Below are 21,435 nucleotides of genomic sequence, written 5' to 3'. Positions count from 1 at the left end.
GTCTACCTCGTATTCGTCGGACGGCTACGGCGGGCCCGACCATTCTGCCCTGACACCAAGATCAGGACTCCGCCGGGCGCTCCGCCCCCGGCCGCGGGGAGATCACCAGAGGATAGGGCGGGGGAGTGCCGCCGAACTCCGGACACACCGCCTGATGATCACACCAGCCGCACAGCTTCGTCGGCCGCGGCCGCCACTCACCCGACTCCGTCGCCTCCCGGATCGCCTCCCACAACGCCAGCAGCTTGCGCTCCACCCGCTCCAGATCCGCCACCACCGGGTCGTACGTCAGCACATCCCCACTGCCCAGATACACCAGCTGCAGCCGCCGCGGCACCACCTGCTTCAGCCGCCACACCACCAGCGCGTAGAACTTCATCTGGAACAGCGCACCCTCGGCATACTCCGGCCGCGGCGCCTTCCCCGTCTTGTAGTCGACGATCCGCACCTCACCCGTCGGCGCCACGTCCACCCGGTCGATGATCCCGCGCAGACGCAGCCCCGACTCCAGCTCCGTCTCCACGAAGAACTCCCGCTCCACCGGCTCCAGCCGCGTCGGGTCCTCCAGCGTGAACCACCGCTCGACCAGCGCCTCGGCCTCCGTCAGCCACCGCGCCAGCCCCGCCCCCTCATCACCCTCCGGGAACAGCTCCGTCAGCTCCGGCTTCGACTCCAGCAACCGGTCCCACTGCCCCGGAACCAACGCCTTCGCCCGCGGCGCCGTCCGCTCCTGCGCCGGATGATCGAAGAGCCGCTCCAGCACCGCATGCACCAGCGTCCCGCGGGTAGCAGCGGCACTGGGCTTCTCCGGCAGCCTGTCGATCACCCGGAACCGGTACAGGAGAGGGCACTGCATGAAATCGCTCGCCCGCGAAGGGGAGAGCGAAGAGGGCGCCACAGCGCTCCGCGCATCGGCATCGGCTGCGCCAGGCACAGCACCGGGGCTCGTCGTCATGCACAAAACCCTACGACCCGCCACCGACAGGACGCGCATACCATCGACGCCAAGCCCCCTCGCACTGCATGATCGGAGCATCACAACCCGCTACAGCACCACCGCGTACGCGAACAGAACACACTGGAAACACCAGCACCGAACGAAGGACAGCCGTGGCAGACACCGACGAAACCGGCGAGCGCTCAGGCGGCCGCTCCGGACCGGGCGGCGGACTCCTCATGGGCCGCCCCTTCGGCGTACCCGTCTACGTCTCGCCCAGCTGGTTCCTCGTCGCCGCCCTCATCACCTGGGTCTTCGGCGACCAGCTCGACCGCGTCCTGCCCGACCTCGGACCCGTCCGCTACCTCGTCTCCCTCTTCTTCGCCGTCGCCTTCTACGCCTCCGTCCTGGTCCACGAACTCGCGCACACCGTCGCAGCCCTGCGCTTCAAGCTCCCCGTGCGCCGCATCCAGCTCCAGTTCTTCGGCGGAGTCTCCGAGATCGAAAAGGAATCCGAGACACCCGGCCGCGAATTCGTCCTCGCCTTCGTCGGCCCCCTGCTCTCCCTCCTCCTCACCGGAGCCTTCTACCTCGGCATGAAAGCCGTCGACCCGGCCACCGTCCCCGGTGTCCTCCTCGCCGGCCTGATGATCTCCAACCTCCTCGTTGCCGCCTTCAACCTGCTCCCCGGCCTCCCCCTCGACGGCGGCCGCATGCTCCGCGCCGTCATCTGGGGCATCACCGGCAAACCCATGGCCGGCACCGTCGCCGCCGCCTGGGTCGGCCGCGGCCTCGCCCTCGCCGTCCTCCTCGGCCTCCCCCTCCTCACCCACACCGGAGTCCTCGGCAACCGCACCGAGGAAATCGGCGGCATGAACACCGTCATGGACGCCCTGCTCGCCGCCATCCTCGCCGGCATCATCTGGACCGGCGCCGGCAACAGCCTGCGCATGGCCCGCCTGCGCGAACACCTCCCCGAACTGCGCGCCCGCACCCTCACCCGACGCGCCATCCCCGTCGAGAACGCCACCCCCCTCTCCGAAGCGCTCCGCCGCGCCAACGAAGCCGGCGCCCGCGCCCTCGTCGTCGTCGACGGACAAGGCGACCCCACCGCCATCGTCCGCGAAACCGCCATCGCCTCCGTCCCCGAACACCGCCGCCCCTGGGTCGCCGTCAGCACCCTCGCCCAGGACCTCACCGACGGCATGAAGGTTTCAGCGGACCTCACCGGCGAAGAACTCCTCGACCGCCTCCGCGCCACCCCCGCCACCGAATACCTCGTCCTCGAACCCGGCGGCGCCATCTACGGCGTCCTGTCCACCCTCGACGTCGAAAAGGCCTTCGTGAAGGCCATGGCACGGCCCCAGTCCTGAAGCCAATACACTGGTCACATGTCCGAACCGACCGGTGCCGCCCGCCGACGCGGGCCCTTCGAGGTCGGGGACCAGGTACAGCTCACCGACCCCAAGGGCCGCCACTACACGTTCACGCTCGAAGCCGGGAAGAATTTCCACACCCACAAGGGTTCCTTCCCGCACGACGAGCTGATCGGTGCTCCCGAAGGCAGCGTTGTCCGCACCACGGGCAACGTCGCATACCTCGCGCTGCGCCCCCTGCTCCCCGACTATGTCCTGTCCATGCCCCGCGGCGCCGCCGTGGTCTACCCCAAGGACGCAGGCCAGATCCTGGCCTTCGCCGACATCTTCCCCGGCGCACGCGTCGTGGAAGCGGGAGTGGGCTCCGGCTCCCTGAGCAGCTTCCTGCTGCGCGCCATCGGCGACCAGGGCATGCTCCACAGCTACGAGCGCCGCGCGGACTTCGCCGAGATCGCCACCGCCAACGTCGAACGCTACTTCGGCGGCCCCCACCCCGCGTGGCAGCTGACCGTCGGCGACCTCCAGGACAACCTGTCCGACACGGACGTCGACCGCGTCATCCTCGACATGCTCGCCCCCTGGGAATGCCTGGAAGCCGTCTCCAAGGCCCTGGTCCCCGGCGGCATCCTCTGCTGCTACGTGGCCACCACCACCCAGCTGTCCAAGACCGTCGAGTCCATCCGCGAGATCGGCTGCTTCGCCGAGCCGCAGCCCTGGGAATCGATGATCCGCAACTGGCACGTGGAAGGCCTCGCCGTCCGCCCGGACCACCGGATGATCGGCCACACCGGCTTCCTCGTCACCGCCCGCCGCCTCGCGGACGGCGTCGAGCCCCCCATGCGCCGCCGCCGCCCCGCCAAGGGCGCCTACGGCGAGGACTACGACGGCCCCGGCAGCGACCGCTCCGCATAACGGCCCCGCAGACCCAACACAAAGGCGCTGTGGCGCAGTTCCCCCGACCCACCCGGGAACTGCGCCACAGCGCCTTTTCGTTGTCCCGTGCACCAGCCCCGGACCCAGCCGTTCCACCTCCCTGTGAGGTGTGGCACGATGCTGGCTCCCCGTCACCCTTCGCACAGGAGACACCCCGCGTGCCGCACAGCCACGCCGAGACGGCCCCGCTCCCGCACACCCTGGAGCACAGCCGCACCAGGCCAGTCCACTGGCTCGCCACGGCCACCGCCATGGCAGCCGTCATAGCCGCCGCAGGACTCGTACAGCCCGCCACCGGCACCCCGGCCACCGACACCACCGCGAGCACCGCGGAAACCCCCGCGAAGGGCCCCCAGGCCACCGCACCCGACCCGGCAGGGGTCACCTACCCCCTCGACTGCAAGGGCGCCCCGCAGACCGTCACCACCAGCGCCCAGGGCGACCTCGACGGCGACGGCCGCCCCGAGACCGTCGCCGCCGTCCGCTGCGACGCCGGCTCCGGCACCCCGCCCCACGCGATCTACGTACTCACCCGGGACCGGGCCGACGGCGCCCGCCCCCGCGTCGTCGCCACCCTGCTCGACACCGCGCGACGACAGACCGCCACCGAGCTCACCGTGCGCGACGGACTCGTCACGGCAACCCTCGTCGGCTACTCCTCACCCGACGTGCCCCGCTACAGCCCCGACACGAAACAGCTCGCCAAGTGGCGCTGGCGCGACGGAAAATTCCGCCAGGAGCTGACGGACTCGGCCGCCAGGAGTGTTTGAAGCGTCACTCCGCGTCGGGACCGAAGACTTCCACCCTGTCCGAAACGCGCCTCACGTGAATGCAGTCACCCGGACATTCCTTCGCCGAGTCGACCACGTCCTGGAGCAGCGTCAGCGGAACCGGAGTGGTCGCCCCCGCGTCCTGCAGCAGCTCGTCCTCCGGGCTCTTCACGTACGCCAGACCATCGATGTCCAGCTCGAACACCTCAGGCGCGTACTGCACGCAGATGCCGTCCCCGGTGCACAGGTCCTGATCGATCCAGACCTCAAGCGGCTCGCCGGCCTCACCGGCACCGCCCGTCGGAGCCTCCTGCTGCACGGTCATATCTCCTGCCGTTCCCTGCGCTGAGTGATCCATCCCGGTCGAAACCCGCAGCAAGTCGCGCGGGCCCTGACGGGTGTTGAACGGTTCGACCTTACAACCGGCTGCTTCCCGAGTTTGATGGGTGGGTATTTCCTTGGCGTGAGGGAGTACGCAAGGGTGAAGATCGGACACACCTCTACCGTCTTTGTGATCTAGGGGTTTCAATCACCACCAGCCCAGGTAGGGTCAGGAAGCGTCCAGCTCCCCTTGGAGGAGGTGAGGACCGTGGCAGCCCACGACGACGACATCAACCGCGGCATCCGGCCCGCGCGAGGGTCCGAGGACCCCGCCGGCCAGGTTGCCTATCTCGAGCAGGAAATCGCCGTCCTGCGACGAAAGCTCGCCGACTCTCCGCGACACACGAGGATTCTCGAAGAGCGGATCGTCGAGCTCCAGACAAATCTGGCCGGCGTATCCGCACAGAACGAACGACTCGCGAATACCCTCCGTGAGGCCCGAGACCAGATCGTGGCCCTCAAGGAAGAAGTCGACCGGCTCGCACAGCCGCCGGCCGGTTTCGGTGTCTTCCTGCAGGCGAACGAGGACGGCACCGTCGACATCTTCACCGGAGGCCGAAAGCTCCGCGTGAACGTCAGCCCCAGCGTCGACCCGGAAGACCTCCGGCGCGGCCAGGAGGTCATGCTCAACGAGGCCCTCAACGTGGTCGAGGCCATGGAATTCGAGCGGGCCGGGGACATCGTCACCCTCAAAGAGATCCTCGAGGACGGCGAGCGCGCCCTCGTCGTCGGGCACACCGACGAGGAAAGGGTGGTGAGGCTCGCCGAGCCGCTCCTGGACATCACCATCCGCCCCGGCGACGCCCTCCTGCTCGAACCCCGCTCCGGCTACGTCTACGAGGTCGTCCCCAAGAGCGAGGTCGAAGAACTCGTCCTCGAAGAGGTCCCGGACATCGACTACGACAAGATCGGCGGCCTGGGCGACCAGATCGAGCTGATCCGCGACGCCGTCGAGCTCCCGTACCTCTACCCCGACCTCTTCAAGGAACACGAACTGCGGCCCCCGAAGGGCATCCTGCTCTACGGCCCGCCCGGCTGCGGCAAGACGCTCATCGCCAAGGCCGTCGCCAACTCCCTTGCCAAGAAGGTCGCCGAGGTGACCGGCCAGCCCGCCGGGAAGTCCTACTTCCTGAACATCAAGGGCCCCGAACTCCTCAACAAGTACGTCGGCGAGACCGAGCGGCACATCCGCCTCGTCTTCCAGCGTGCCCGGGAGAAGGCGAGCGAGGGCACCCCCGTCATCGTCTTCTTCGACGAGATGGAATCCCTCTTCCGCACCCGCGGATCCGGAGTCAGCTCGGACGTGGAGAACACCATCGTCCCCCAGCTGCTCGCCGAGATCGACGGCGTGGAAGGCCTGGAGAACGTCATCGTCATCGGCGCCTCCAACCGCGAGGACATGATCGACCCGGCCATCCTGCGCCCGGGCCGGCTCGACGTGAAGATCAAGATCGAGCGCCCGGACGCCGAGGCCGCGAAGGACATCTTCGCCAAGTACCTCAAGGCCTCGCTGCCCCTGCACACGGACGACCTGTCCGAACACCAGGACTCCAAGGACGGCACCGTCCACAGCATGATCCAGACCGTCGTCGAGCAGATGTACGCCGAAACCGAGGAGAACCGCTTCCTCGAGGTCACGTACGCCAACGGCGACAAGGAAGTCCTCTACTTCAAGGACTTCAACTCCGGCGCGATGATCCAGAACATCGTCGACCGGGCCAAGAAGATGGCGATCAAGGACTTCCTCGAACACAACCAGAAGGGCCTGCGGGTCTCCCACCTGCTCCAGGCCTGCGTGGACGAGTTCAAGGAGAACGAGGACCTGCCCAACACCACCAACCCGGACGACTGGGCCCGCATCTCCGGAAAGAAGGGCGAGCGGATCGTATTCATCCGCACCCTCGTCACCGGAAAGCAAGGCGCGGACACCGGACGCTCCATCGACACGGTGGCGAACACCGGTCAGTACCTCTGACAAAGCGGGGCGGCTGCGGATGCCCACCCCGGGCATCCGCAGCCGACTGCTTTACCCCACCGCATTACCGGCCGCTTTTCAGCCGGTGACGAGGCGGATCCAATGACGGAAATGATCTCCCCACGAGCGCGCAGTGGTTCTAGGCTCTTCCGTACCGCCGGACGCGCAGTGCGGGGACGGGCACCGCACAGGCACACGCACCGGAGCACCAGCGGTACTTGAGCGCCGCTCCCGAAAGGGGAGCGCCGCCGGGCAAGGAGGGCCGCATGACCGTACGGCGAGTAATGGGGATCGAGACGGAGTACGGGATCTCCGTCCCGGGGCACCCGAACGCCAATGCCATGCTCACCTCGTCCCAGATCGTCAACGCCTACGCGGCGGCGATGCACCGGGCGCGACGCGCCCGCTGGGACTTCGAGGAGGAGAATCCGCTGCGGGACGCCCGCGGCTTCGACCTCGCCCGCGAGGCCGCCGACAACAGCCAGCTGACCGACGAGGACATCGGCCTCGCCAACGTCATCCTCACGAACGGCGCACGGCTCTACGTCGACCACGCACACCCCGAATACAGCTCGCCCGAGATCACCAACCCGCTCGACGCCGTCCTCTGGGACAAGGCCGGCGAGCGGATCATGGCCGAGGCGGCGGTCCGCGCCGCCCAGCTCCCCGGCGCCCAGCCGATCCACCTCTACAAGAACAACACCGACAACAAGGGCGCCTCCTACGGCACGCACGAGAACTACCTGATGAAGCGGGAAACCCCCTTCTCGGAGATCGTGCGCCACCTCACCCCCTTCTTCGTCTCGCGACAGGTCGTGACCGGCGCGGGACGCGTGGGCATCGGCCAGGACGGCCGCGAGCACGGCTTCCAGATCAGCCAGCGCGCGGACTACTTCGAGGTCGAGGTCGGCCTGGAGACCACCCTCAAACGCCCCATCATCAACACCCGCGACGAGCCCCACTCGGACGCCGAGAAGTACCGCCGGCTCCACGTGATCATCGGAGACGCCAACCTCTCCGAGATCTCCACCTACCTCAAACTCGGCACGACCGCACTTGTCCTGTCCATGATCGAGGACGGGTTCATCAACGTCGACCTGGCCGTCGACCAGCCCGTACGCACCCTCCACCAGGTCTCCCACGACCCCGACCTCAAGCACCTCATCACGCTGCGCAGCGGCCGGACACTGACCGCGGTGCAACTCCAGATGGAGTACTTCGAGCTGGCGCGGAAGTACGTGGACGAACGTTTCGGGTCGGACGCGGACGAGCAGACCAAGGACGTGCTGGGCCGCTGGGAGGACGTGCTGGGCCGGCTGGAGAGCGACCCGATGAGCCTGTCGGGGGAGCTGGACTGGATCGCCAAGCGGGAGATCCTGGAGGGCTACCGGCGCCGGGACGGGCTGGGCTGGGACGCGGCGCGGCTGCACCTGGTGGACCTCCAGTACTCGGACGTACGGCCCGAGAAGGGCCTGTACAACCGCCTGGTGGCCCGCGGCAAGATGAAGCGCCTGGTGGAAGAGCCGGCGGTGGAGCGGGCTCAGAGCAAGCCCCCGGAGGACACCCGGGCGTACTTCCGCGGCCGCTGCCTGGAGCAGTACGCGGACGACGTGGCCGCGGCGTCCTGGGACTCGGTGATCTTCGACCTCCCCGGCCGGGACTCGCTCCAGCGCGTCCCGACGCTGGAACCCCTGCGGGGGACCCGCAACCACGTCAAGGAGCTCCTGGACCGCTGCCGCACGGCGGAGGACCTGGTGCGGGTGCTTTCGGGGCAGTGAGCGGCGCCTGGGGGGCCTGAAAGGCCTCCGGTCCGGGAATCATGAAGAGAACCGGACGTTGTTCCGCGACCTTTTGAACAAGTGCGGGGACGAATGTCGGACCCTCCCTATAGGGTCCGACGTAGGGTCTGATCTTGAGAGATCCCGAATCCCGGGGTCTCTCGACATGAGCGTGCGAACCGAGCGGGGTGAGGTAGACATGGCGACCAAGGACACCGGCGGCGGACAGCAGAAGGCGACGCGCTCGACCGAGGAGGTCGAGGAGGCGGCGGTCGAGGAATCGACCGACCTCAAGGAGCGCCAGGAAAAGCTCTCCGACGACGTCGACTCCGTACTCGACGAAATCGATGATGTGCTCGAGGAGAACGCCGAGGACTTCGTGCGCTCCTTCGTTCAGAAGGGTGGCGAGTGATTTCACCTTCGAATCGAAGGTGACGCTCGCAGGGGAGGGTGAGTGTCGGAGGTGGGTAAGAAGTGTGGGCGGTGTGGCGTAGTCAAGCCGCTCGATGCTTTCGCTTCGAACCGGGCCATGCGTGATGGCCTGCAGTGCTACTGCAGGCCATGCGCAGCCGAGTACCACCAACAGCGTCAGATAGCCAAGGGGAAGAACGTGCGTCCCCGAGTCGAAGCCCCAGCGGGGCACAAATACTGCCGCCGCTGCGGGGGGATCAAGCCCCACTCGGAATGGGACCGGAACAAGACGGCCTCGGACGGGTTGTCGACGTGTTGCAAGGCGTGCCGAGCGGTCGAAAGTCGGGCGGGTCATCTCAAGCGCTCGTACGGCATGACCGAGGCTGATCGCGACGAAATGATCGCCGCTCAGGGCGGGCTCTGCTGTATCTGTCTGAAGCGCCCGGCGGTCCATGTGGATCACTGCCACAAGACGGGTAGGGTCCGAGGCGTACTGTGCTTCAACTGCAACACGGCCATCGGCAAGTTGGGTGACGATCCCGACGCAGCTCGTCGGGTCGTCTCATACTTGGAGGGACACGCGTGGAAGCCAACAATCGTGGCACAGGGCGTCTACCGGCAGCCTTCCTGACGCCGGGGTCGTCGTCCTTCATGGACTTCCTGGGCGCGCACTCGCCCGAGATGCTGCCCGGCAATCGCAGGCTGCCGGAGGGTGTCATCGAGGCGCCGCACGGGACGACCATCGTCGCCGCCACCTTCCCCGGCGGGGTGGTCCTCGCCGGTGACCGGCGGGCGACCATGGGGAACATGATCGCGCAGCGGGACATCGAGAAGGTGTTCCCCGCCGACGAGTACTCCGCCGTCGGTATCGCCGGTACGGCCGGCCTGGCCGTGGAGATGGTCAAGCTGTTCCAGCTGGAGCTGGAGCACTTCGAGAAGGTGGAGGGGACGACCCTGTCCCTGGAGGGCAAGGCCAACCGGCTCTCCACCATGATCCGGAGCAATCTGGGGATGGCCATGCAGGGCCTGGCCGTCGTGCCGCTGTTCGCCGGGTACGACGAGGCCAAGGAGAAGGGCCGGATCTTCTCCTACGACGTGACCGGCGGCCGCTCCGAGGAGCACGGCTTCGCCGCCACCGGTTCCGGTTCGATCTTCGCCCGCGGTTCCATGAAGAAGCTCTACCGCGACGACCTGACGGAGCAGCAGGCCACCACCCTGGTCGTGCAGGCTCTGTACGACGCCGCCGACGACGACTCGGCGACCGGTGGCCCGGACCTGTACCGCCGGATCTTCCCGATCGTCACCGTCATCACCGACGAGGGCTTCCGCAGGCTCAGCGAGGAGGAGTCCTCGGAACTCGCGCGGGCCATCACCGAGCGGCGCATGGAGCAGCCCGACGGGCCGCGCGCGGCCCTGCTCTGATCACTCTCGTCTCCTCGTCGCCCAGAAGAAAGGGACGGACAGCCGGTGTCGACTCCGTTCTATGTGTCACCCCAGCAGGCCATGGCCGACCGGGCGGAATACGCCCGCAAGGGCATCGCCCGCGGTCGCAGCCTGGTCGTGCTGCAGTACGCCGACGGCATCGTGTTCGTCGGCGAGAACCCGTCCCGTGCGCTGCACAAGTTCAGCGAGATCTACGACCGGATCGGCTTCGCGGCCGCCGGTAAGTACAACGAGTACGAGAACCTGCGGATCGGCGGTGTGCGGTACGCGGATCTGCGCGGGTACACCTACGACCGTGACGATGTGACGGCCCGTGGGCTGGCGAACGTCTACGCGCAGACGCTCGGCACGATCTTCTCCTCGGCCGGTGAGAAGCCGTACGAGGTGGAGCTGGTGGTCGCGGAGGTCGGTGCGACGGCCGCGGGTGACCAGATCTACCGGCTGCCGCACGACGGGTCGATCGTGGACGAGCACGGTTCGGTCGCGGTCGGTGGCAACGCCGAGCAGATCAGTACCTTCCTGGATCAGCGTCACCAGGACGGGATGACGTTGTCGGAGGCGCTGAAGCTGGCGGTGCAGGCGCTGTCCAGCCAGGCCAGCGGTGCGGACAAGGCGATTCCGGCGGAGCGGCTGGAGGTCGCGGTGCTGGACCGTACGCGGGCGCAGCAGCGCAAGTTCAAGCGGATCCGGGGCCGGCAGCTGTCGCGGCTGCTGGAGGCGGATGTGACGGCGGCGGTGCAGGCCGATGCCGTGTCGAACGACGAGGCGCCGGAGGACGACGCCGAGTAGTCGCAGTGCGCAAGGAGCCCCGGTTCGCCGTTTTCGGCGGGCCGGGGCTTCGTCGTGTCCGGGGGGTGGTTCAGGGGGTGGGGGCGGGGCCCGTGGAGTCGCGGACGACGAGGCGGACGGGGATGTCGGGGGCGGTCCAGGCGGTGCCTTCGAGGACGGCGAGGAGGGCGGTCATGCCCTGTTCGCCGACGCGTTCGGCGGGGAGGTGGACGGTGGTGAGTTCGGGTTCGACGGCGGTGGCGAGGGCGAGGTCGTCGAAGCCGGTGATGGAGAGGTCCTCGGGGATGCGCAGGCCGAGGCGGCGGGCGGCCTTGCAGGCGCCGGCGGCGAGGATGTCGTCGTCGCAGACGATGGCGGTGGGTCGGTCCCGGGGGGTGGCCAGGGCGGCCTCCGTGGCCGTGCGGGCGGCGTCGACGGTGAGGGGGGCCCGTACGGTGCGCAGCTCGGTGCCGGGGCCCAGGAGGGCGGTGAGGGCCTCGGCGCGGGTGTCGAAGGTCCAGGAGTCGACGGCGGAGGCGAGGTGGAGGAAGCGGCGGTGGCCGTGGGCCAGGAGGTGTTCGGTGATCTGGCGCATGCCGTCGGCCATGGCGAGGTTGACGTGGGCGGCGGCGGTGTCGGCGGCGGGGTCGCTGTCGAGCATGACGAGGGGGAGGGTGTTGCCGCCGATGGCGTCGAGGGTGTGGGCGGCCATGGAGGAGGCGATGACTCCGTCGAGGGCGGCGCGGGCGGAGGCGAAGGGGTCGCGGGCGGGGCCGGTGCCGTCGGGGGAGGGGTAGAGGACGACGCCGAAGCCGTGTTCGGCGGCGACGCGGGCGGCTCCGGTGTAGACGCGGGCGAAGAACTCGTTGGTGAGGGCGGGGACGACGAGGAGGGCGGTGCGGGTGGTGCCGAGGCGGAGGTTGCGGGCGGCGAGGTTGGGGCGGTAGCCGAGGCGGGTGGCGGTTTCGCGGACGTGGGTGGCGGTGCGTTCGGAGACGCGGCCGGGCCATTTGTCGCCGAGGACGAGGGAGACGGTGGCCTGGGAGACCCCGGCGGCGGTGGCCACGTCGCGGCTGGTGGGTCTCGTCACAGGGTGCTCCTGAAGTGCGAGGTCGGGGGTGTGGGCGGGTCTGCGGGGTGGACCGGCGGACTGCGGCCATGGTACGTATGACGGGTCTAGTTATACGTATTACTTGGGTTACTCCCCGGCTGGATCCGGGCAGAAGGGGGCCGACATGGCCGCGGGATACGCGGAGCTGCTGGGGACCAGGCACGCCGCGAGGCTGCTGGTGGGCACGCTCGTGGGCCGGCTGCCCAATGCCACGGGGCCGATCGCGATCGTGCTGTTCACGCGTGCCGAGGGCGGCAGCTACAGCCTGGCGGGGGCGCTGGCCGCCGCGTACGGGCTGGCGAACGCGGTGGGTCAGCCGCTGCTGGGGCGGGCCGTGGACCTGTTCGGGCAGCCGCGGGTGCAGCTGCCGGCCGCGGTGGTCTCGGCGCTGGGCATGGTGTGGCTGGCGCTCGCGGGTACGGGGTCGGCGGTGGCCGCGTATGCCGCGGTGGTGGTCGCGGGGTTGTTCACTCCGCCGCTGGAGGGCGGGCTGCGGGCGCTGTGGCCGGGGGTGCTGGGCGGCCGTGAGGAGAAGGTGCACGCGGCGTACGCGATGGACGCGGTGGCCCAGGAGGTCATGTTCACCGTCGGTCCGCTGCTGGTGACGCTGTTCGTGGCGATGTGGTCGCCGGCGGGGGCACTGCTGGCGCTGAACGCGATCGGTGTGCTGGGTGCGCTGTCCGTGGTGGTCAGCGAGCCGTCCCGGAAGTGGCGTTCGGAGCCGCGGGAGGCGCACTGGCTGGGGGCGCTGCGTTCGCGTGGGCTGCTGGCGCTGCTGGGTGCGTTCTTCTTCGTGGGCATGGCGCTGGGTTCGATCACGGTGGCGGGTGTGGCGTACGCGGATGATCATGGCGGTCAGGCGGTGTACGGCTGGCTGATGGCGGCGCTGGGGCTGGGTGCGCTGATCGGTGGTGTGTTCTACGGTGCGCGGCAGTGGGCCGGTGCGCCCGAGCGGCGGCTGCGGCTGCTGGTGGGTCTGCTGGCGGTCTGCTACCTGCCGCTGATGCTGGTTCCGGGTGCGGTGGCGATGACGGGGCTGTCGGCGTTGTCGGGTGTGTTCCTGGCGCCCGCGCTGGCGTGTGCGTTCATCGTGGTGGACCGGCATGCTCCGGCGGGCACGGTGACGGAGGCGTTCTCGTGGCTGGTGACGTTCTTCGGGGTGGGTGCGGCGATCGGTACGGCGGCGGCGGGGCCGGCGGTGGAGCTGGGCGGTACGGCGGTGGGCTTCGGCGTGGCGGGCGTGGCGGGCTTCTCGGCGCTGCTGGTTCTGATGGTCACTCAGGGGGCGCTGGCGACGGGTGGGCGAAGCCGCGCGGTGGCGGCGTCGCCTGACGGTGTGTCGGAGGTGGCCTCTGACGTGCCGTCGGAGGTGCCGTCGGCGTCCTGATCGGTGGGTGCGCCCGATGGGCCGATCGGGCCGTGATCGGGGCGTCGATCGGCCCGCTGAGGGGGACTGATCGAAACGGCGCTCCCGAACCCGGTTTCAGAAGAGGGCAGAAGGCGTAATGTTCAGTCATGGACCGCCGCATTTTCGGGCTGGAGAACGAGTACGGCGTCACGTGCACGTTCAGGGGACAGCGCCGACTGTCTCCTGACGAAGTGGCGCGCTACCTCTTCCGCCGTGTTGTGTCATGGGGCCGCAGCAGCAATGTCTTCCTGCGGAACGGCGCCCGCCTGTACCTCGACGTGGGTTCGCATCCGGAATATGCAACTCCCGAATGCGACAACGTGACCGAGCTGGTCACTCACGACAAAGCAGGCGAGCGCATTCTCGAAGGTCTGCTCGTCGACGCCGAACGCCGCCTGCACGAGGAGGGAATCGCGGGCGACGTCTATCTCTTCAAGAACAACACCGACTCGGCGGGCAACTCGTACGGCTGCCACGAGAACTACCTGGTGGCCCGGCACGGGGAATTCTCCCGCCTGGCGGACATTCTCATTCCGTTCCTTGTCACGCGGCAGCTGATCTGCGGCGCGGGCAAGGTGCTGCAGACGCCGCGGGGTGCGGTCTACTGCGTGAGTCAGCGGGCCGAGCACATCTGGGAGGGCGTCAGCTCTGCCACGACCCGTTCGCGGCCGATCATCAACACCCGGGACGAGCCGCACGCGGACGCCGAGCGCTACCGCAGGCTGCACGTCATCGTGGGTGACTCGAACATGTCCGAGACGACCATGCTGCTCAAGGTCGGGGCCACCGACCTGGTGCTGCGCATGATCGAGGCGGGCACGGTGATGCGGGACCTGACCCTGGAGAACCCGATCCGGGCGATCCGCGAGGTCAGCCACGACATCACGGGTCAGCGCAAGGTGCGCCTGGCGAGCGGCCGGGAGGCCTCGGCGCTGGAGATCCAGCGGGAGTACTACGACAAGGCGGTGGACTTCGCCGAGCGCCGGGGGATCCGTACCGGCGTGGTGGACCAGGTGCTGGAGCTGTGGGGTCGCACGCTCGACGCGATCGACGCGGAGGACCTGGACCGGATCGGGACCGAGATCGACTGGGTCATGAAGTACCAGCTGATCGAGCGGTACCGGGCCAAGCACAACATGACCATGTCGAATCCGCGGGTGGCTCAGATAGACCTCGCGTATCACGACATCCACCGCCGGCGCGGGCTGTACTACCTGCTGGAGCGCAAGGGGCAGGCGGCGCGGATCTGCAACGACCTGAAGATCTTCGAGGGCAAATCGGTGCCCCCGCAGACGACGCGGGCGCGGTTGCGCGGGGACTTCATCCGCCGGGCGCAGGAGCAGCGGCGGGACTTCACGGTCGACTGGGTGCACCTGAAGCTCAATGACCAGGCGCAGCGGACGGTGCTGTGCAAGGACCCGTTCCGGTCGGTGGACGACCGGGTGGAGAAGCTGATCGCGGGCATGTAGGACCCGCAGAGTGACCGCAGTGTGACATCGCACTCCTCGCCAGGGCCTCGTACGTCTCTCGTACGGGGCCCTGTGCACGGCTTAGAGTGGCGAGCGACCGCTTTGCCGTCTGAGATCTGAGGAACACGTGCGCCGACTTGCCGGCCTGCTTGTCGTACCCCTGCTGCTGCTGACGACCGCAGCGTGTGGCGACGACAGCGGCTCCGACTCCGCCCAGATGAAGAACGGGGCCCCCGCGATCACCAAGGGTGCCGCCTTCGGGGAGACGCCCACCCTGTCGAAGGGGAAGGGCGCGCCGCCCAAGGAACTCAAGGTGGTGACCATCAGCGAGGGCGCCGGGCAGGTGCTCAAGAAGAACGACATCGCGCAGGTCAACTACCTCGGCCAGGTGTGGGACGGCAAGGAGCCGTTCGACCAGAGCTTCGGGCGGCCCGCGCCGTTCGACGTGACGATCGGCGCCGGCGCCGTCATCAAGGGCTGGGACCAGGGCCTGGAGGGCCAGAAGGTCGGCAGCCGTGTCGAGCTGGTGATCCCGCCGGAGCTCGGTTACGGGGCCCAGGGCTCGGGCGAGAAGATCAAGCCGAACGCCACGCTGGTCTTCGTCGTGGACATCGTCAAGGGCGCGACCGTCCCGGCCTCGGCCACGGGCAAGGAAGTCGCCCAGGAGAACAAGGACCTGCCCAAGGTCGGCACGAACACGGACGGCAAGGAAGTCTCCGTGACCGTCCCGAAGGACACCGCCGAGCCCGCCAAGCTGGTCTCGGACTACGTCCTGGAGGGTGACGGCGCGGTCGTGAAGGACACCGACAGCGTCGTCGTCAAGTTCAACGGCAAGACGTGGAAGGACGACAAGTCCTTCGAGAGCACCTACACCAGCGACCAGACGGTCACCTGGCCGCTGGGTGAGCTTTCGGTCAAGGGTTTGAAGGAGGGCATCGTCGGCAAGAAGGCGGGCAGCCGCATCCTGCTGGTCATCCCGCCGGACCAGGCCTTCGGTGACAAGGAGCAGGGCACCATCCCGGCGAAGTCGACGCTGGTCTTCAGCCTCGACATCCTCGCGGTGATGTAAGACTGTTCCGGTTGACCGTTTCGTACGTATGAGGAGCAGTTCCGTGAGCCAGAAGCTCGAGAAGCCCGAGATCGACTTCCCCGAGGGCGAAGCCCCGAAGGACCTCGTCATCGAGGACATCTGGGAGGGCGACGGCGCCGAGGCCAAGGCCGGTGCCATGGTCTCCGTCCACTACGTGGGCGTGGCCTTCTCCACCGGCGAGGAGTTCGACGCTTCGTGGAACCGCGGTTCCGCGCTGCAGTTTCCGCTCGGTGCCGGCCGCGTCATCGCGGGCTGGGACCAGGGCGTCGCTGGCATGAAGGTCGGCGGCCGTCGCAAGCTGACGATCCCCGCCCACCTCGCCTACGGCGACCGTGGCGCGGGCGGTGCGATCGCCCCGGGCGAGACGCTGATCTTCGTCTGCGACCTGGTCAAGGTCGGCTGATCCGGACCTCCGCGATCGGTCGAGGGGCCCCCGCCGTCCGGCGGGGGCCCCTCGCTTTTTGCCCGGGCGCGCCGGGGCGGTACGGTCAACGGTCAATGGGTCCGTCCGTATCGGGTCGTGGCCCGTGTGACGGTCCGACGGATGTGCAGGCGGAGAAGGGCGGAAGGGCGTCGATGGCGATTGCCAAGGCCGAGCGGCTGATGAATCTGGCGCTGTGTCTGCTGGGGACCCGCCGGCCGCTCAGCAAGCGGGAGTTGCGCGGTTCCATCGAGGCCTACATGGAGGCCGGCAACGACGAGTCCTTCAACCGCATGTTCGAGCGGGACAAGGACGACCTGCGTGAACTCGGCCTCGTCATCGAGACGGTGGAGAACCTGGACGGCGAGACCGGTTATCTGGCCCGCCGGGACAGCAACCGGCTGCCTCCCGTCTCGCTGGACGCCGAGGAGGCCGCCGCCCTGGGGCTGGCGGCCAAGGTCTGGCAGCAGGCGCGGCTGGCGGGGGCCGCCAGTGGGGCTCTGCAGAAGCTGCGCGCGGGCGGGATGCCCGAGGCGGAGGACCCGTACGCGGGGCAGCACAGCGCGATCGAGCCGCGCATCCCGGTCCACGAGGCGGCCTTCGAGCCGCTGATGCTGGCCTGCCGGGACCGCCGGCCGGTGGTCTTCGACTACCGCAAGTCCACCGCCGCCAGCCCCGAGACCCGGCAGGTCGAGCCCTGGGCGCTGGAGTGCTGGCGCGGCCACTGGTACCTGGCCGGCTACGACCGCGACCGCGGGGCGGAGCGGGTGTTCCGGCTCTCCCGGATCACCGGCAAGGTCCGCTCCCGGGCCGCGAAGTACACCGCCGAGGTGCCGGACGTGGTGACCGTACGGGAGACCGTGGCGAGCTGGGCCGGGGAGAGCGCGGACCGCAGCGCGCTGATCCGGCTGCGGGCCGGGGCGGGCTACCCGCTGCGGGCCAAGGCCACCGCGGTGCGCGAGGGCGGGGACGGCTGGGACGAGCTGGAGATCCCGTACGGGCACGGGCTGGACGCCTGGCTGGTGGAGTTCGGGCCCGACGTCGTCGTGGTCGGTCCCGCCGACCTGCGGGCGGACGTGGTGGACCGGCTGCGGGCCGTGGCCGGGGCCTGACCGGGGCCGATCCCGGGGCCCGCGGAGCCGCGGGCCCGGCGGCCGATCCGCGGCCGCACCGTTCCACACGAGCGACATCCACAGATGTGCCCTGAGGGGGAGACGTACCAGCATGGCTGCCAACGCCATCGACCAGACCCGCCGGATGCTGTCCCTGGTGACCTACCTGCGCGAGCGCCCCGGTGCGCACGTCGCGGACGTCGCGCGCGCCTTCGGGATCACCGAGGACGAGCTGATCTCGGACCTCGACGTGCTGCCCATGTGCGGGACGAGCTTCCGGGGCGGAGACCTGCTCGACATCGACACCGACGGGGAGCGCATCTGGTGGCGCAATCCCGATGCCTCGGGGGAGTCCACCGCCGAGCCGCTGCGGCTGGCCGCCGACGAGGCGACCGCGCTGCTGGTGGCCGCGCGCGCGGTGGCCACCCTGCCCGGGCTGCGCGAGAGCGACCGGGACGCCCTGCTGCGGGCCACGGCCAAGCTGGAGGCGGCCGCGGGCGAGGTGGCCGGGGCCAGCTCCCGGCTGTCGGTGACCTTCGAGTCCGAGGGCGGGGTCTTCGCGGACGTCGACCGGGCCATCGCGGAGCGCCGGCGGCTGTGGCTGCGCTACTACTCGCCCGCGCGGGACGAGCTCACCGAGCGCACGGTCGACCCGATCCGGCTCTTCGCGGTGGGGCACACGTACATGGAGGGCTGGTGCCACCTCTCGGAGGCCCGGCGCACCTTCCGCCTCGACCGGGTCGCGGAGATCCGGCTGCTGGACGAGCGGGCCGAGCCGCCCGCCATCGAGCCGCGCGACCTGTCCGAGGGCCTGGTCCAGCCGGCCGCCGAGGACCCGGAGGTCGTGGTCGAGGTGGGGCCGGGCGGGCGCTGGGTCGCCGAGTACTACCCGCACGACAGCGCGGAGGAGCTGGCCGGGGGCGGTCTGCGGATCACCCTGCGCAGCCCGGACCCGGCCTCGCTGCGCCGCCTGGCGCTGCGGCTGGGCCGTGAGGGCCGGATCGTGGCTCCGGCCGAGCTGGCGGACAGCGCGCGCAGCGCGGCCCGGGAGGCGCTGGCGGGGTACGGGGAACAGGTCTGAGGGGAGCGCGGTCGATGTCGCCAACGTCCGGGCCCGTCGCCTTCAAGGCTTCCTGTCCCGACTGCCGCGCCCGCTTCGAGCTGGACGCGGGCGCCCTGCGGCTGGCCATCGGCGGTAGCCGGCGGACCACTTTCTATTCCTTCACCTGTCCTGAATGTGGTGCCGCCGTACGCAAACCCGCCGGCGAGCGGATCGTGGAACTGCTCACCGGTGGTGGCGTGAGCACCCTGCGCAGCATCTGACCGGCCGGTGCCCTAGGCTCGCCCCATGCTGTGGCCGATGTTCGCAATTGCCCTGGGCTTCCTCGGAGTGGCCGTGCTCGCCGTGCTCGCGGTGCGGGTGTACGTGGAGGTGCGCAGGCTGGCCTCCCAGGTGGCGCAGGCCAGCCGCCGGGTCACCGACGCCTCCGCGGATCTCGAGCGGGCGGCCGTCGACCTGGCCCGGGCCGGACACGGCGTACGTACCTGAGTGTCCCCTGCCCGCAGGACGAATGTGTGCGTCCGGGGCATTGTGAACCTGCCCGAGTGCAAGCGGGAGGACCCCCGGGGATTGCCGGGCGTTAACCCCCTGGGGTTACGATCCTCGGTAGAGCAAGTCCTAGGCGCCCGTCCGGCGTGCTGTGAACCTCGGAGAAAAAGGAAGATACCTATGGGCAACTTCAGGGGTTGGGAAATCCTCGTCATCGTCGGACTCGTCATCCTGCTGTTCGGCGCCAAGAAGCTTCCCGACATGGCCCGCTCCCTCGGCAAGTCGGCCCGCATCCTCAAGAGCGAGGCCAAGGCCATGAAGAAGGACGGCGAGAGCGACGACGTCGCCGCCGCCGCGCCCGCGGACCAGTCCGCGCAGCCCGTCGCCCCGCGTACCATCCAGGCCGCTCCGGGTGACGTCAGCAGCTCGCGTCCGGTCGGCGAGCCGAACCGCACCGCCCAGGGCTGACACCCGCCGTACACGCCAGTCATCTGCAACGAGACAAGGGACGTGGGTTGCTCAAGTCTGCCCGCAAGCAGGAGAAGAAGGAACGACAGGCGAAGGACGCCGAAGGGCGCATGCCTCTCGTCGAGCACCTGCGTGAGCTTCGAAACCGCCTGCTGAAGTCGGTCCTGGCGATCGTGGTGATCACGATCGTCGCCGCGTTCTTCTACCGGGAGATCATCAACTTCCTGTTGAAGCCGATGCTGGACTCCGTCGGCTGTACGGACGGTGTGGTGACCCAGCGCAACGGTCGCCCCTGCGCCGACATGACCGTGAACGGCCTGATCTCGGCGTTCTCGATCGCCCTGAAGGTCGCGCTGATGGCCGGTGTGGTGCTGTCCGCCCCGGTGTGGCTGTACCAGCTGTGGGCGTTCGCCGCGCCCGGGCTGCACAGTCACGAGAAGAAGTACGCGCGGAGTTTCGTCGCGGTCGGTGTGCCCCTCTTCCTGACCGGCGCGGTGATCGCGTACAAGATCCTCCCGCAGACCGCGACGATCATGCTTGAGTTCACCCCCGACCACGCGCGCAACCTGCTGCCGGTCGACGACTACCTCGACCTGGTCACCCGCATGGTGATCGTGTTCGGCCTGGCCTTCGAGCTGCCGCTGCTGCTGATCCTGCTGAACTTCACCGGTGTGCTCACCGGCAAGCGGCTGGCGAGCTGGTGGCGGGGGATGGTCCTCGGCATCACGATCTTCGCCGCCTTCGCGACCCCCACCGGTGACCCGCCGACGATGCTCGCGCTGGCCGTGCCCATCGTGGCCCTCTACTTCGCCGCCCTCGGCCTCTGTCTCCTCAACGACCGCAGGCGCAGGCGCAACGACCCCGACGCGGATCTCGGCGACGACGAGGCCTCCCAGCTGGATCTCACCCCGACGCCGATCGGCGACCTGGAATCCGTCCCGGCTCCCGCGGCGCTGCCCGAGCAGGCCGACGGCGGACGCCAGCGGATCAACGGTTACGACGACGCCACCTGACGGGTACGCCCCCTGACGGGTACGCCCCCGGCTGCCGCCGGGAGGTGTCCCCGGGGGCGGCCGAGGCCCGGGAACGGGCTCCGGTACATTCCCGTGGATGAGTTACGAGGTCACCCTCTTCGTCAATCCCACAGCCGGACGCGGCCGGGGCGCGCACGCCGCGCAGCCGGCCGCTTCGGCTGTCCGGGCGGCCGGTTTCTCCGTACGGACCGTGGTGGGCGCCGACGCGCCGGACGCGCTGGCCCGGCTGACGGCCGCCGTCCGGGAGGGCACCGGTGCGGTGATCGCGGTGGGCGGTGACGGGATGGTCTCCCTGGCGCTCCAGGCCCTGGCGGGGACGCCGGTGCCGCTCGGGGTGGTCGCGGTGGGCACCGGCAACGATTTCGCGCGCGCGACGGGGCTGCCCGTACGGGATCCGGAGCGGGCCGGACGGATGGCCGCCGAAGCCCTCAAGGAGAGCCGGATCCGGGAGATCGACCTGGGCCGGGTGGGCGGTGCCGACTACGAGAAGTGGTTCGGGACGGTGCTGTGCTCCGGCTTCGACTCGCGGGTCAACGACCGGGGCAACCGGATGCGGCTGCCGGTCGGCCGGTTCAAGTACGACCTTGCGATGGTCGCGGAGCTGGCCGCCTTCCGGCCGTTCCCGTACCGGATCACGCTGGACGACGGGCCGGTGATCGAGACCGAGGCCACGCTGGTGGCCGTCGGCAACGGGTCCTCCTACGGCGGGGGCATGCGCATCTGCGCGGACGCCGTCCCCGACGACGGGCTCTTCGACGTCACGGTAGTCGGCGACTGCAGCCGGGCCACCCTGCTCAAGGTGTTCCCGCAGGTCTACAAGGGCCGCCACCTCGGCCATCCGAAGGTGACCGTCCACCGGGCCAGGAAGATCGCCCTGGAGGCGGCGGGCCTGGGCGCGTACGCGGACGGGGAGCCGCTCGGGGTGCTGCCGGTGACGGCGGAGTGCGTTCCCCGGGCGGTCCGGCTGCTCACTTAAATGATCGCGACTGTTGTCGGAGGTG

The 21,435-nt window shown here is 69.4% G+C and carries 23 protein-coding genes; 20 read left to right on the top strand and 3 right to left on the bottom strand.

The window, feature by feature from the left end; all coding sequences use genetic code 11:
* Positions 1 to 61: 61 nt before the first annotated feature.
* The gene (locus ACZ4YL_RS14825; protein WP_301372193.1) at positions 62 to 955 is read right to left on the bottom strand and encodes a RecB family exonuclease; all 894 of its coding nucleotides are present in this window, start codon (positions 953 to 955) and stop codon (positions 62 to 64) included.
* Between the two features lie 155 nt (positions 956 to 1,110).
* On the opposite strand from ACZ4YL_RS14825, the gene ACZ4YL_RS14820 reads away from it, so the two are divergent.
* From ACZ4YL_RS14820 to ACZ4YL_RS14810, 3 genes are all read left to right on the top strand, one after another.
* Positions 1,111 to 2,310, top strand: a complete 1,200-nt coding sequence (locus ACZ4YL_RS14820) for a site-2 protease family protein (protein ID WP_468116669.1) — start codon at positions 1,111 to 1,113, stop codon at positions 2,308 to 2,310.
* Positions 2,311 to 2,328: 18 nt separating this feature from the next.
* Complete coding sequence (locus ACZ4YL_RS14815) at positions 2,329 to 3,225, top strand: tRNA (adenine-N1)-methyltransferase (RefSeq protein WP_030016358.1); 897 nt, start codon at positions 2,329 to 2,331, stop codon at positions 3,223 to 3,225.
* 179 nt (positions 3,226 to 3,404) lie between these two features.
* On the top strand, positions 3,405 to 4,016 hold the full coding sequence (locus tag ACZ4YL_RS14810; protein WP_468116667.1) for a hypothetical protein: 612 nt from the start codon (positions 3,405 to 3,407) through the stop codon (positions 4,014 to 4,016).
* Positions 4,017 to 4,020: 4 nt separating this feature from the next.
* On the opposite strand, the gene ACZ4YL_RS14805 is transcribed toward ACZ4YL_RS14810, so the two are convergent.
* Positions 4,021 to 4,341 carry a ferredoxin gene (locus tag ACZ4YL_RS14805; RefSeq protein ID WP_030723362.1) on the bottom strand — a complete coding sequence of 107 codons (321 nt, stop codon included), beginning with the start codon at positions 4,339 to 4,341 and terminating at the stop codon, positions 4,021 to 4,023.
* 264 nt (positions 4,342 to 4,605) lie between these two features.
* Between ACZ4YL_RS14805 and arc the strand changes: the two genes are divergently transcribed.
* The 6 genes from arc (at position 4,606) to prcA (ending at position 10,793) form a co-directional block, all read left to right on the top strand.
* On the top strand, positions 4,606 to 6,372 hold the full coding sequence (gene arc, locus ACZ4YL_RS14800) for a proteasome ATPase (RefSeq protein WP_468116665.1): 1,767 nt from the start codon (positions 4,606 to 4,608) through the stop codon (positions 6,370 to 6,372).
* Positions 6,373 to 6,638: 266 nt separating this feature from the next.
* The gene (dop, locus tag ACZ4YL_RS14795) at positions 6,639 to 8,150 is read left to right on the top strand and encodes a depupylase/deamidase Dop (RefSeq protein WP_468116663.1); all 1,512 of its coding nucleotides are present in this window, start codon (positions 6,639 to 6,641) and stop codon (positions 8,148 to 8,150) included.
* 199 nt (positions 8,151 to 8,349) lie between these two features.
* Positions 8,350 to 8,562, top strand: a complete 213-nt coding sequence (locus ACZ4YL_RS14790) for a ubiquitin-like protein Pup (RefSeq protein ID WP_030233608.1) — start codon at positions 8,350 to 8,352, stop codon at positions 8,560 to 8,562.
* Positions 8,563 to 8,679: 117 nt separating this feature from the next.
* Positions 8,680 to 9,192, top strand: a complete 513-nt coding sequence (locus tag ACZ4YL_RS14785) for an endonuclease VII domain-containing protein (RefSeq protein WP_468116660.1) — start codon at positions 8,680 to 8,682, stop codon at positions 9,190 to 9,192.
* Entirely contained in the window at positions 9,144 to 9,983 is an 840-nt protein-coding gene (gene prcB / locus ACZ4YL_RS14780) for a proteasome subunit beta (RefSeq protein WP_468116659.1), read from the top strand. The genes ACZ4YL_RS14785 and prcB overlap by 49 nt, the downstream gene beginning before the upstream one ends.
* A 45-nt stretch (positions 9,984 to 10,028) precedes the next feature.
* The gene (gene prcA / locus ACZ4YL_RS14775) at positions 10,029 to 10,793 is read left to right on the top strand and encodes a proteasome subunit alpha (protein WP_390172725.1); all 765 of its coding nucleotides are present in this window, start codon (positions 10,029 to 10,031) and stop codon (positions 10,791 to 10,793) included.
* Positions 10,794 to 10,863: 70 nt separating this feature from the next.
* On the opposite strand, the gene ACZ4YL_RS14770 is transcribed toward prcA, so the two are convergent.
* The gene (locus ACZ4YL_RS14770) at positions 10,864 to 11,862 is read right to left on the bottom strand and encodes a LacI family DNA-binding transcriptional regulator (protein WP_468116657.1); all 999 of its coding nucleotides are present in this window, start codon (positions 11,860 to 11,862) and stop codon (positions 10,864 to 10,866) included.
* Positions 11,863 to 12,007: 145 nt separating this feature from the next.
* Between ACZ4YL_RS14770 and ACZ4YL_RS14765 the strand changes: the two genes are divergently transcribed.
* The 11 genes from ACZ4YL_RS14765 to ACZ4YL_RS14715 all read left to right on the top strand — a co-directional run bounded on the left by ACZ4YL_RS14765 (position 12,008) and on the right by ACZ4YL_RS14715 (position 21,410).
* Positions 12,008 to 13,270 carry an MFS transporter gene (locus ACZ4YL_RS14765; RefSeq protein WP_468116656.1) on the top strand — a complete coding sequence of 421 codons (1,263 nt, stop codon included), beginning with the start codon at positions 12,008 to 12,010 and terminating at the stop codon, positions 13,268 to 13,270.
* Between the two features lie 128 nt (positions 13,271 to 13,398).
* Positions 13,399 to 14,760, top strand: a complete 1,362-nt coding sequence (pafA, locus tag ACZ4YL_RS14760; protein ID WP_030016332.1) for a Pup--protein ligase — start codon at positions 13,399 to 13,401, stop codon at positions 14,758 to 14,760.
* A 127-nt stretch (positions 14,761 to 14,887) separates the two neighbouring features.
* On the top strand, positions 14,888 to 15,829 hold the full coding sequence (locus ACZ4YL_RS14755) for an FKBP-type peptidyl-prolyl cis-trans isomerase (protein WP_468116655.1): 942 nt from the start codon (positions 14,888 to 14,890) through the stop codon (positions 15,827 to 15,829).
* A 28-nt stretch (positions 15,830 to 15,857) separates the two neighbouring features.
* The gene (locus ACZ4YL_RS14750) at positions 15,858 to 16,253 is read left to right on the top strand and encodes an FKBP-type peptidyl-prolyl cis-trans isomerase (RefSeq protein ID WP_468116654.1); all 396 of its coding nucleotides are present in this window, start codon (positions 15,858 to 15,860) and stop codon (positions 16,251 to 16,253) included.
* A gap of 173 nt (positions 16,254 to 16,426) precedes the next feature.
* Complete coding sequence (locus ACZ4YL_RS14745) at positions 16,427 to 17,383, top strand: helix-turn-helix transcriptional regulator (RefSeq protein WP_301372210.1); 957 nt, start codon at positions 16,427 to 16,429, stop codon at positions 17,381 to 17,383.
* 112 nt (positions 17,384 to 17,495) lie between these two features.
* Positions 17,496 to 18,464 (top strand): helix-turn-helix transcriptional regulator, encoded by a 969-nt coding sequence (locus ACZ4YL_RS14740; protein ID WP_301372211.1) that lies wholly within the window; start codon positions 17,496 to 17,498, stop codon positions 18,462 to 18,464.
* Positions 18,465 to 18,478: 14 nt separating this feature from the next.
* The gene (locus ACZ4YL_RS14735) at positions 18,479 to 18,706 is read left to right on the top strand and encodes a CpXC domain-containing protein (protein ID WP_030011077.1); all 228 of its coding nucleotides are present in this window, start codon (positions 18,479 to 18,481) and stop codon (positions 18,704 to 18,706) included.
* Positions 18,707 to 18,731: 25 nt separating this feature from the next.
* On the top strand, positions 18,732 to 18,932 hold the full coding sequence (locus tag ACZ4YL_RS14730) for a hypothetical protein (RefSeq protein WP_468116651.1): 201 nt from the start codon (positions 18,732 to 18,734) through the stop codon (positions 18,930 to 18,932).
* A 180-nt stretch (positions 18,933 to 19,112) separates the two neighbouring features.
* A complete protein-coding gene (tatA, locus tag ACZ4YL_RS14725) occupies positions 19,113 to 19,400 on the top strand; it encodes a Sec-independent protein translocase subunit TatA (RefSeq protein ID WP_189739981.1) in 288 nt (95 codons plus the stop codon).
* A gap of 47 nt (positions 19,401 to 19,447) precedes the next feature.
* On the top strand, positions 19,448 to 20,413 hold the full coding sequence (gene tatC / locus ACZ4YL_RS14720; protein ID WP_468116649.1) for a twin-arginine translocase subunit TatC: 966 nt from the start codon (positions 19,448 to 19,450) through the stop codon (positions 20,411 to 20,413).
* Between the two features lie 97 nt (positions 20,414 to 20,510).
* Entirely contained in the window at positions 20,511 to 21,410 is a 900-nt protein-coding gene (locus tag ACZ4YL_RS14715; protein WP_468116647.1) for a diacylglycerol kinase, read from the top strand.
* The last annotated feature ends 25 nt before the right edge of the window (positions 21,411 to 21,435 follow it).

It is taken from the genome of Streptomyces sp. NPDC030021 (assembly GCF_055574035.1).
The sequence above is the reverse complement of the archived record's forward strand: the minus strand, read 5'-3'. Positions and strand labels throughout refer to the sequence as shown.

Excerpts from the sequence above, each read along its gene's own strand:
- ACZ4YL_RS14825 (WP_301372193.1), bottom strand. The coding sequence starts at position 955 with ATGACGACGAGCCCCGGTGCTGTGCCTGGCGCAGCCGATGCCGATGCG.
- ACZ4YL_RS14815 (WP_030016358.1), top strand. The coding sequence starts at position 2,329 with ATGTCCGAACCGACCGGTGCCGCCCGCCGACGCGGGCCCTTCGAGGTC.
- ACZ4YL_RS14805 (WP_030723362.1), bottom strand. The coding sequence starts at position 4,341 with ATGACCGTGCAGCAGGAGGCTCCGACGGGCGGTGCCGGTGAGGCCGGC.
- dop (WP_468116663.1), top strand. The coding sequence starts at position 6,639 with ATGACCGTACGGCGAGTAATGGGGATCGAGACGGAGTACGGGATCTCC.
- ACZ4YL_RS14790 (WP_030233608.1), top strand. The coding sequence starts at position 8,350 with ATGGCGACCAAGGACACCGGCGGCGGACAGCAGAAGGCGACGCGCTCG.
- ACZ4YL_RS14785 (WP_468116660.1), top strand. The coding sequence starts at position 8,680 with ATGCGTGATGGCCTGCAGTGCTACTGCAGGCCATGCGCAGCCGAGTAC.
- ACZ4YL_RS14765 (WP_468116656.1), top strand. The coding sequence starts at position 12,008 with ATGGCCGCGGGATACGCGGAGCTGCTGGGGACCAGGCACGCCGCGAGG.
- pafA (WP_030016332.1), top strand. The coding sequence starts at position 13,399 with ATGGACCGCCGCATTTTCGGGCTGGAGAACGAGTACGGCGTCACGTGC.
- ACZ4YL_RS14750 (WP_468116654.1), top strand. The coding sequence starts at position 15,858 with ATGAGGAGCAGTTCCGTGAGCCAGAAGCTCGAGAAGCCCGAGATCGAC.
- ACZ4YL_RS14745 (WP_301372210.1), top strand. The coding sequence starts at position 16,427 with ATGGCGATTGCCAAGGCCGAGCGGCTGATGAATCTGGCGCTGTGTCTG.
- ACZ4YL_RS14740 (WP_301372211.1), top strand. The coding sequence starts at position 17,496 with ATGGCTGCCAACGCCATCGACCAGACCCGCCGGATGCTGTCCCTGGTG.
- ACZ4YL_RS14735 (WP_030011077.1), top strand. The coding sequence starts at position 18,479 with ATGTCGCCAACGTCCGGGCCCGTCGCCTTCAAGGCTTCCTGTCCCGAC.
- ACZ4YL_RS14730 (WP_468116651.1), top strand. The coding sequence starts at position 18,732 with ATGCTGTGGCCGATGTTCGCAATTGCCCTGGGCTTCCTCGGAGTGGCC.
- tatA (WP_189739981.1), top strand. The coding sequence starts at position 19,113 with ATGGGCAACTTCAGGGGTTGGGAAATCCTCGTCATCGTCGGACTCGTC.
- ACZ4YL_RS14715 (WP_468116647.1), top strand. The coding sequence starts at position 20,511 with ATGAGTTACGAGGTCACCCTCTTCGTCAATCCCACAGCCGGACGCGGC.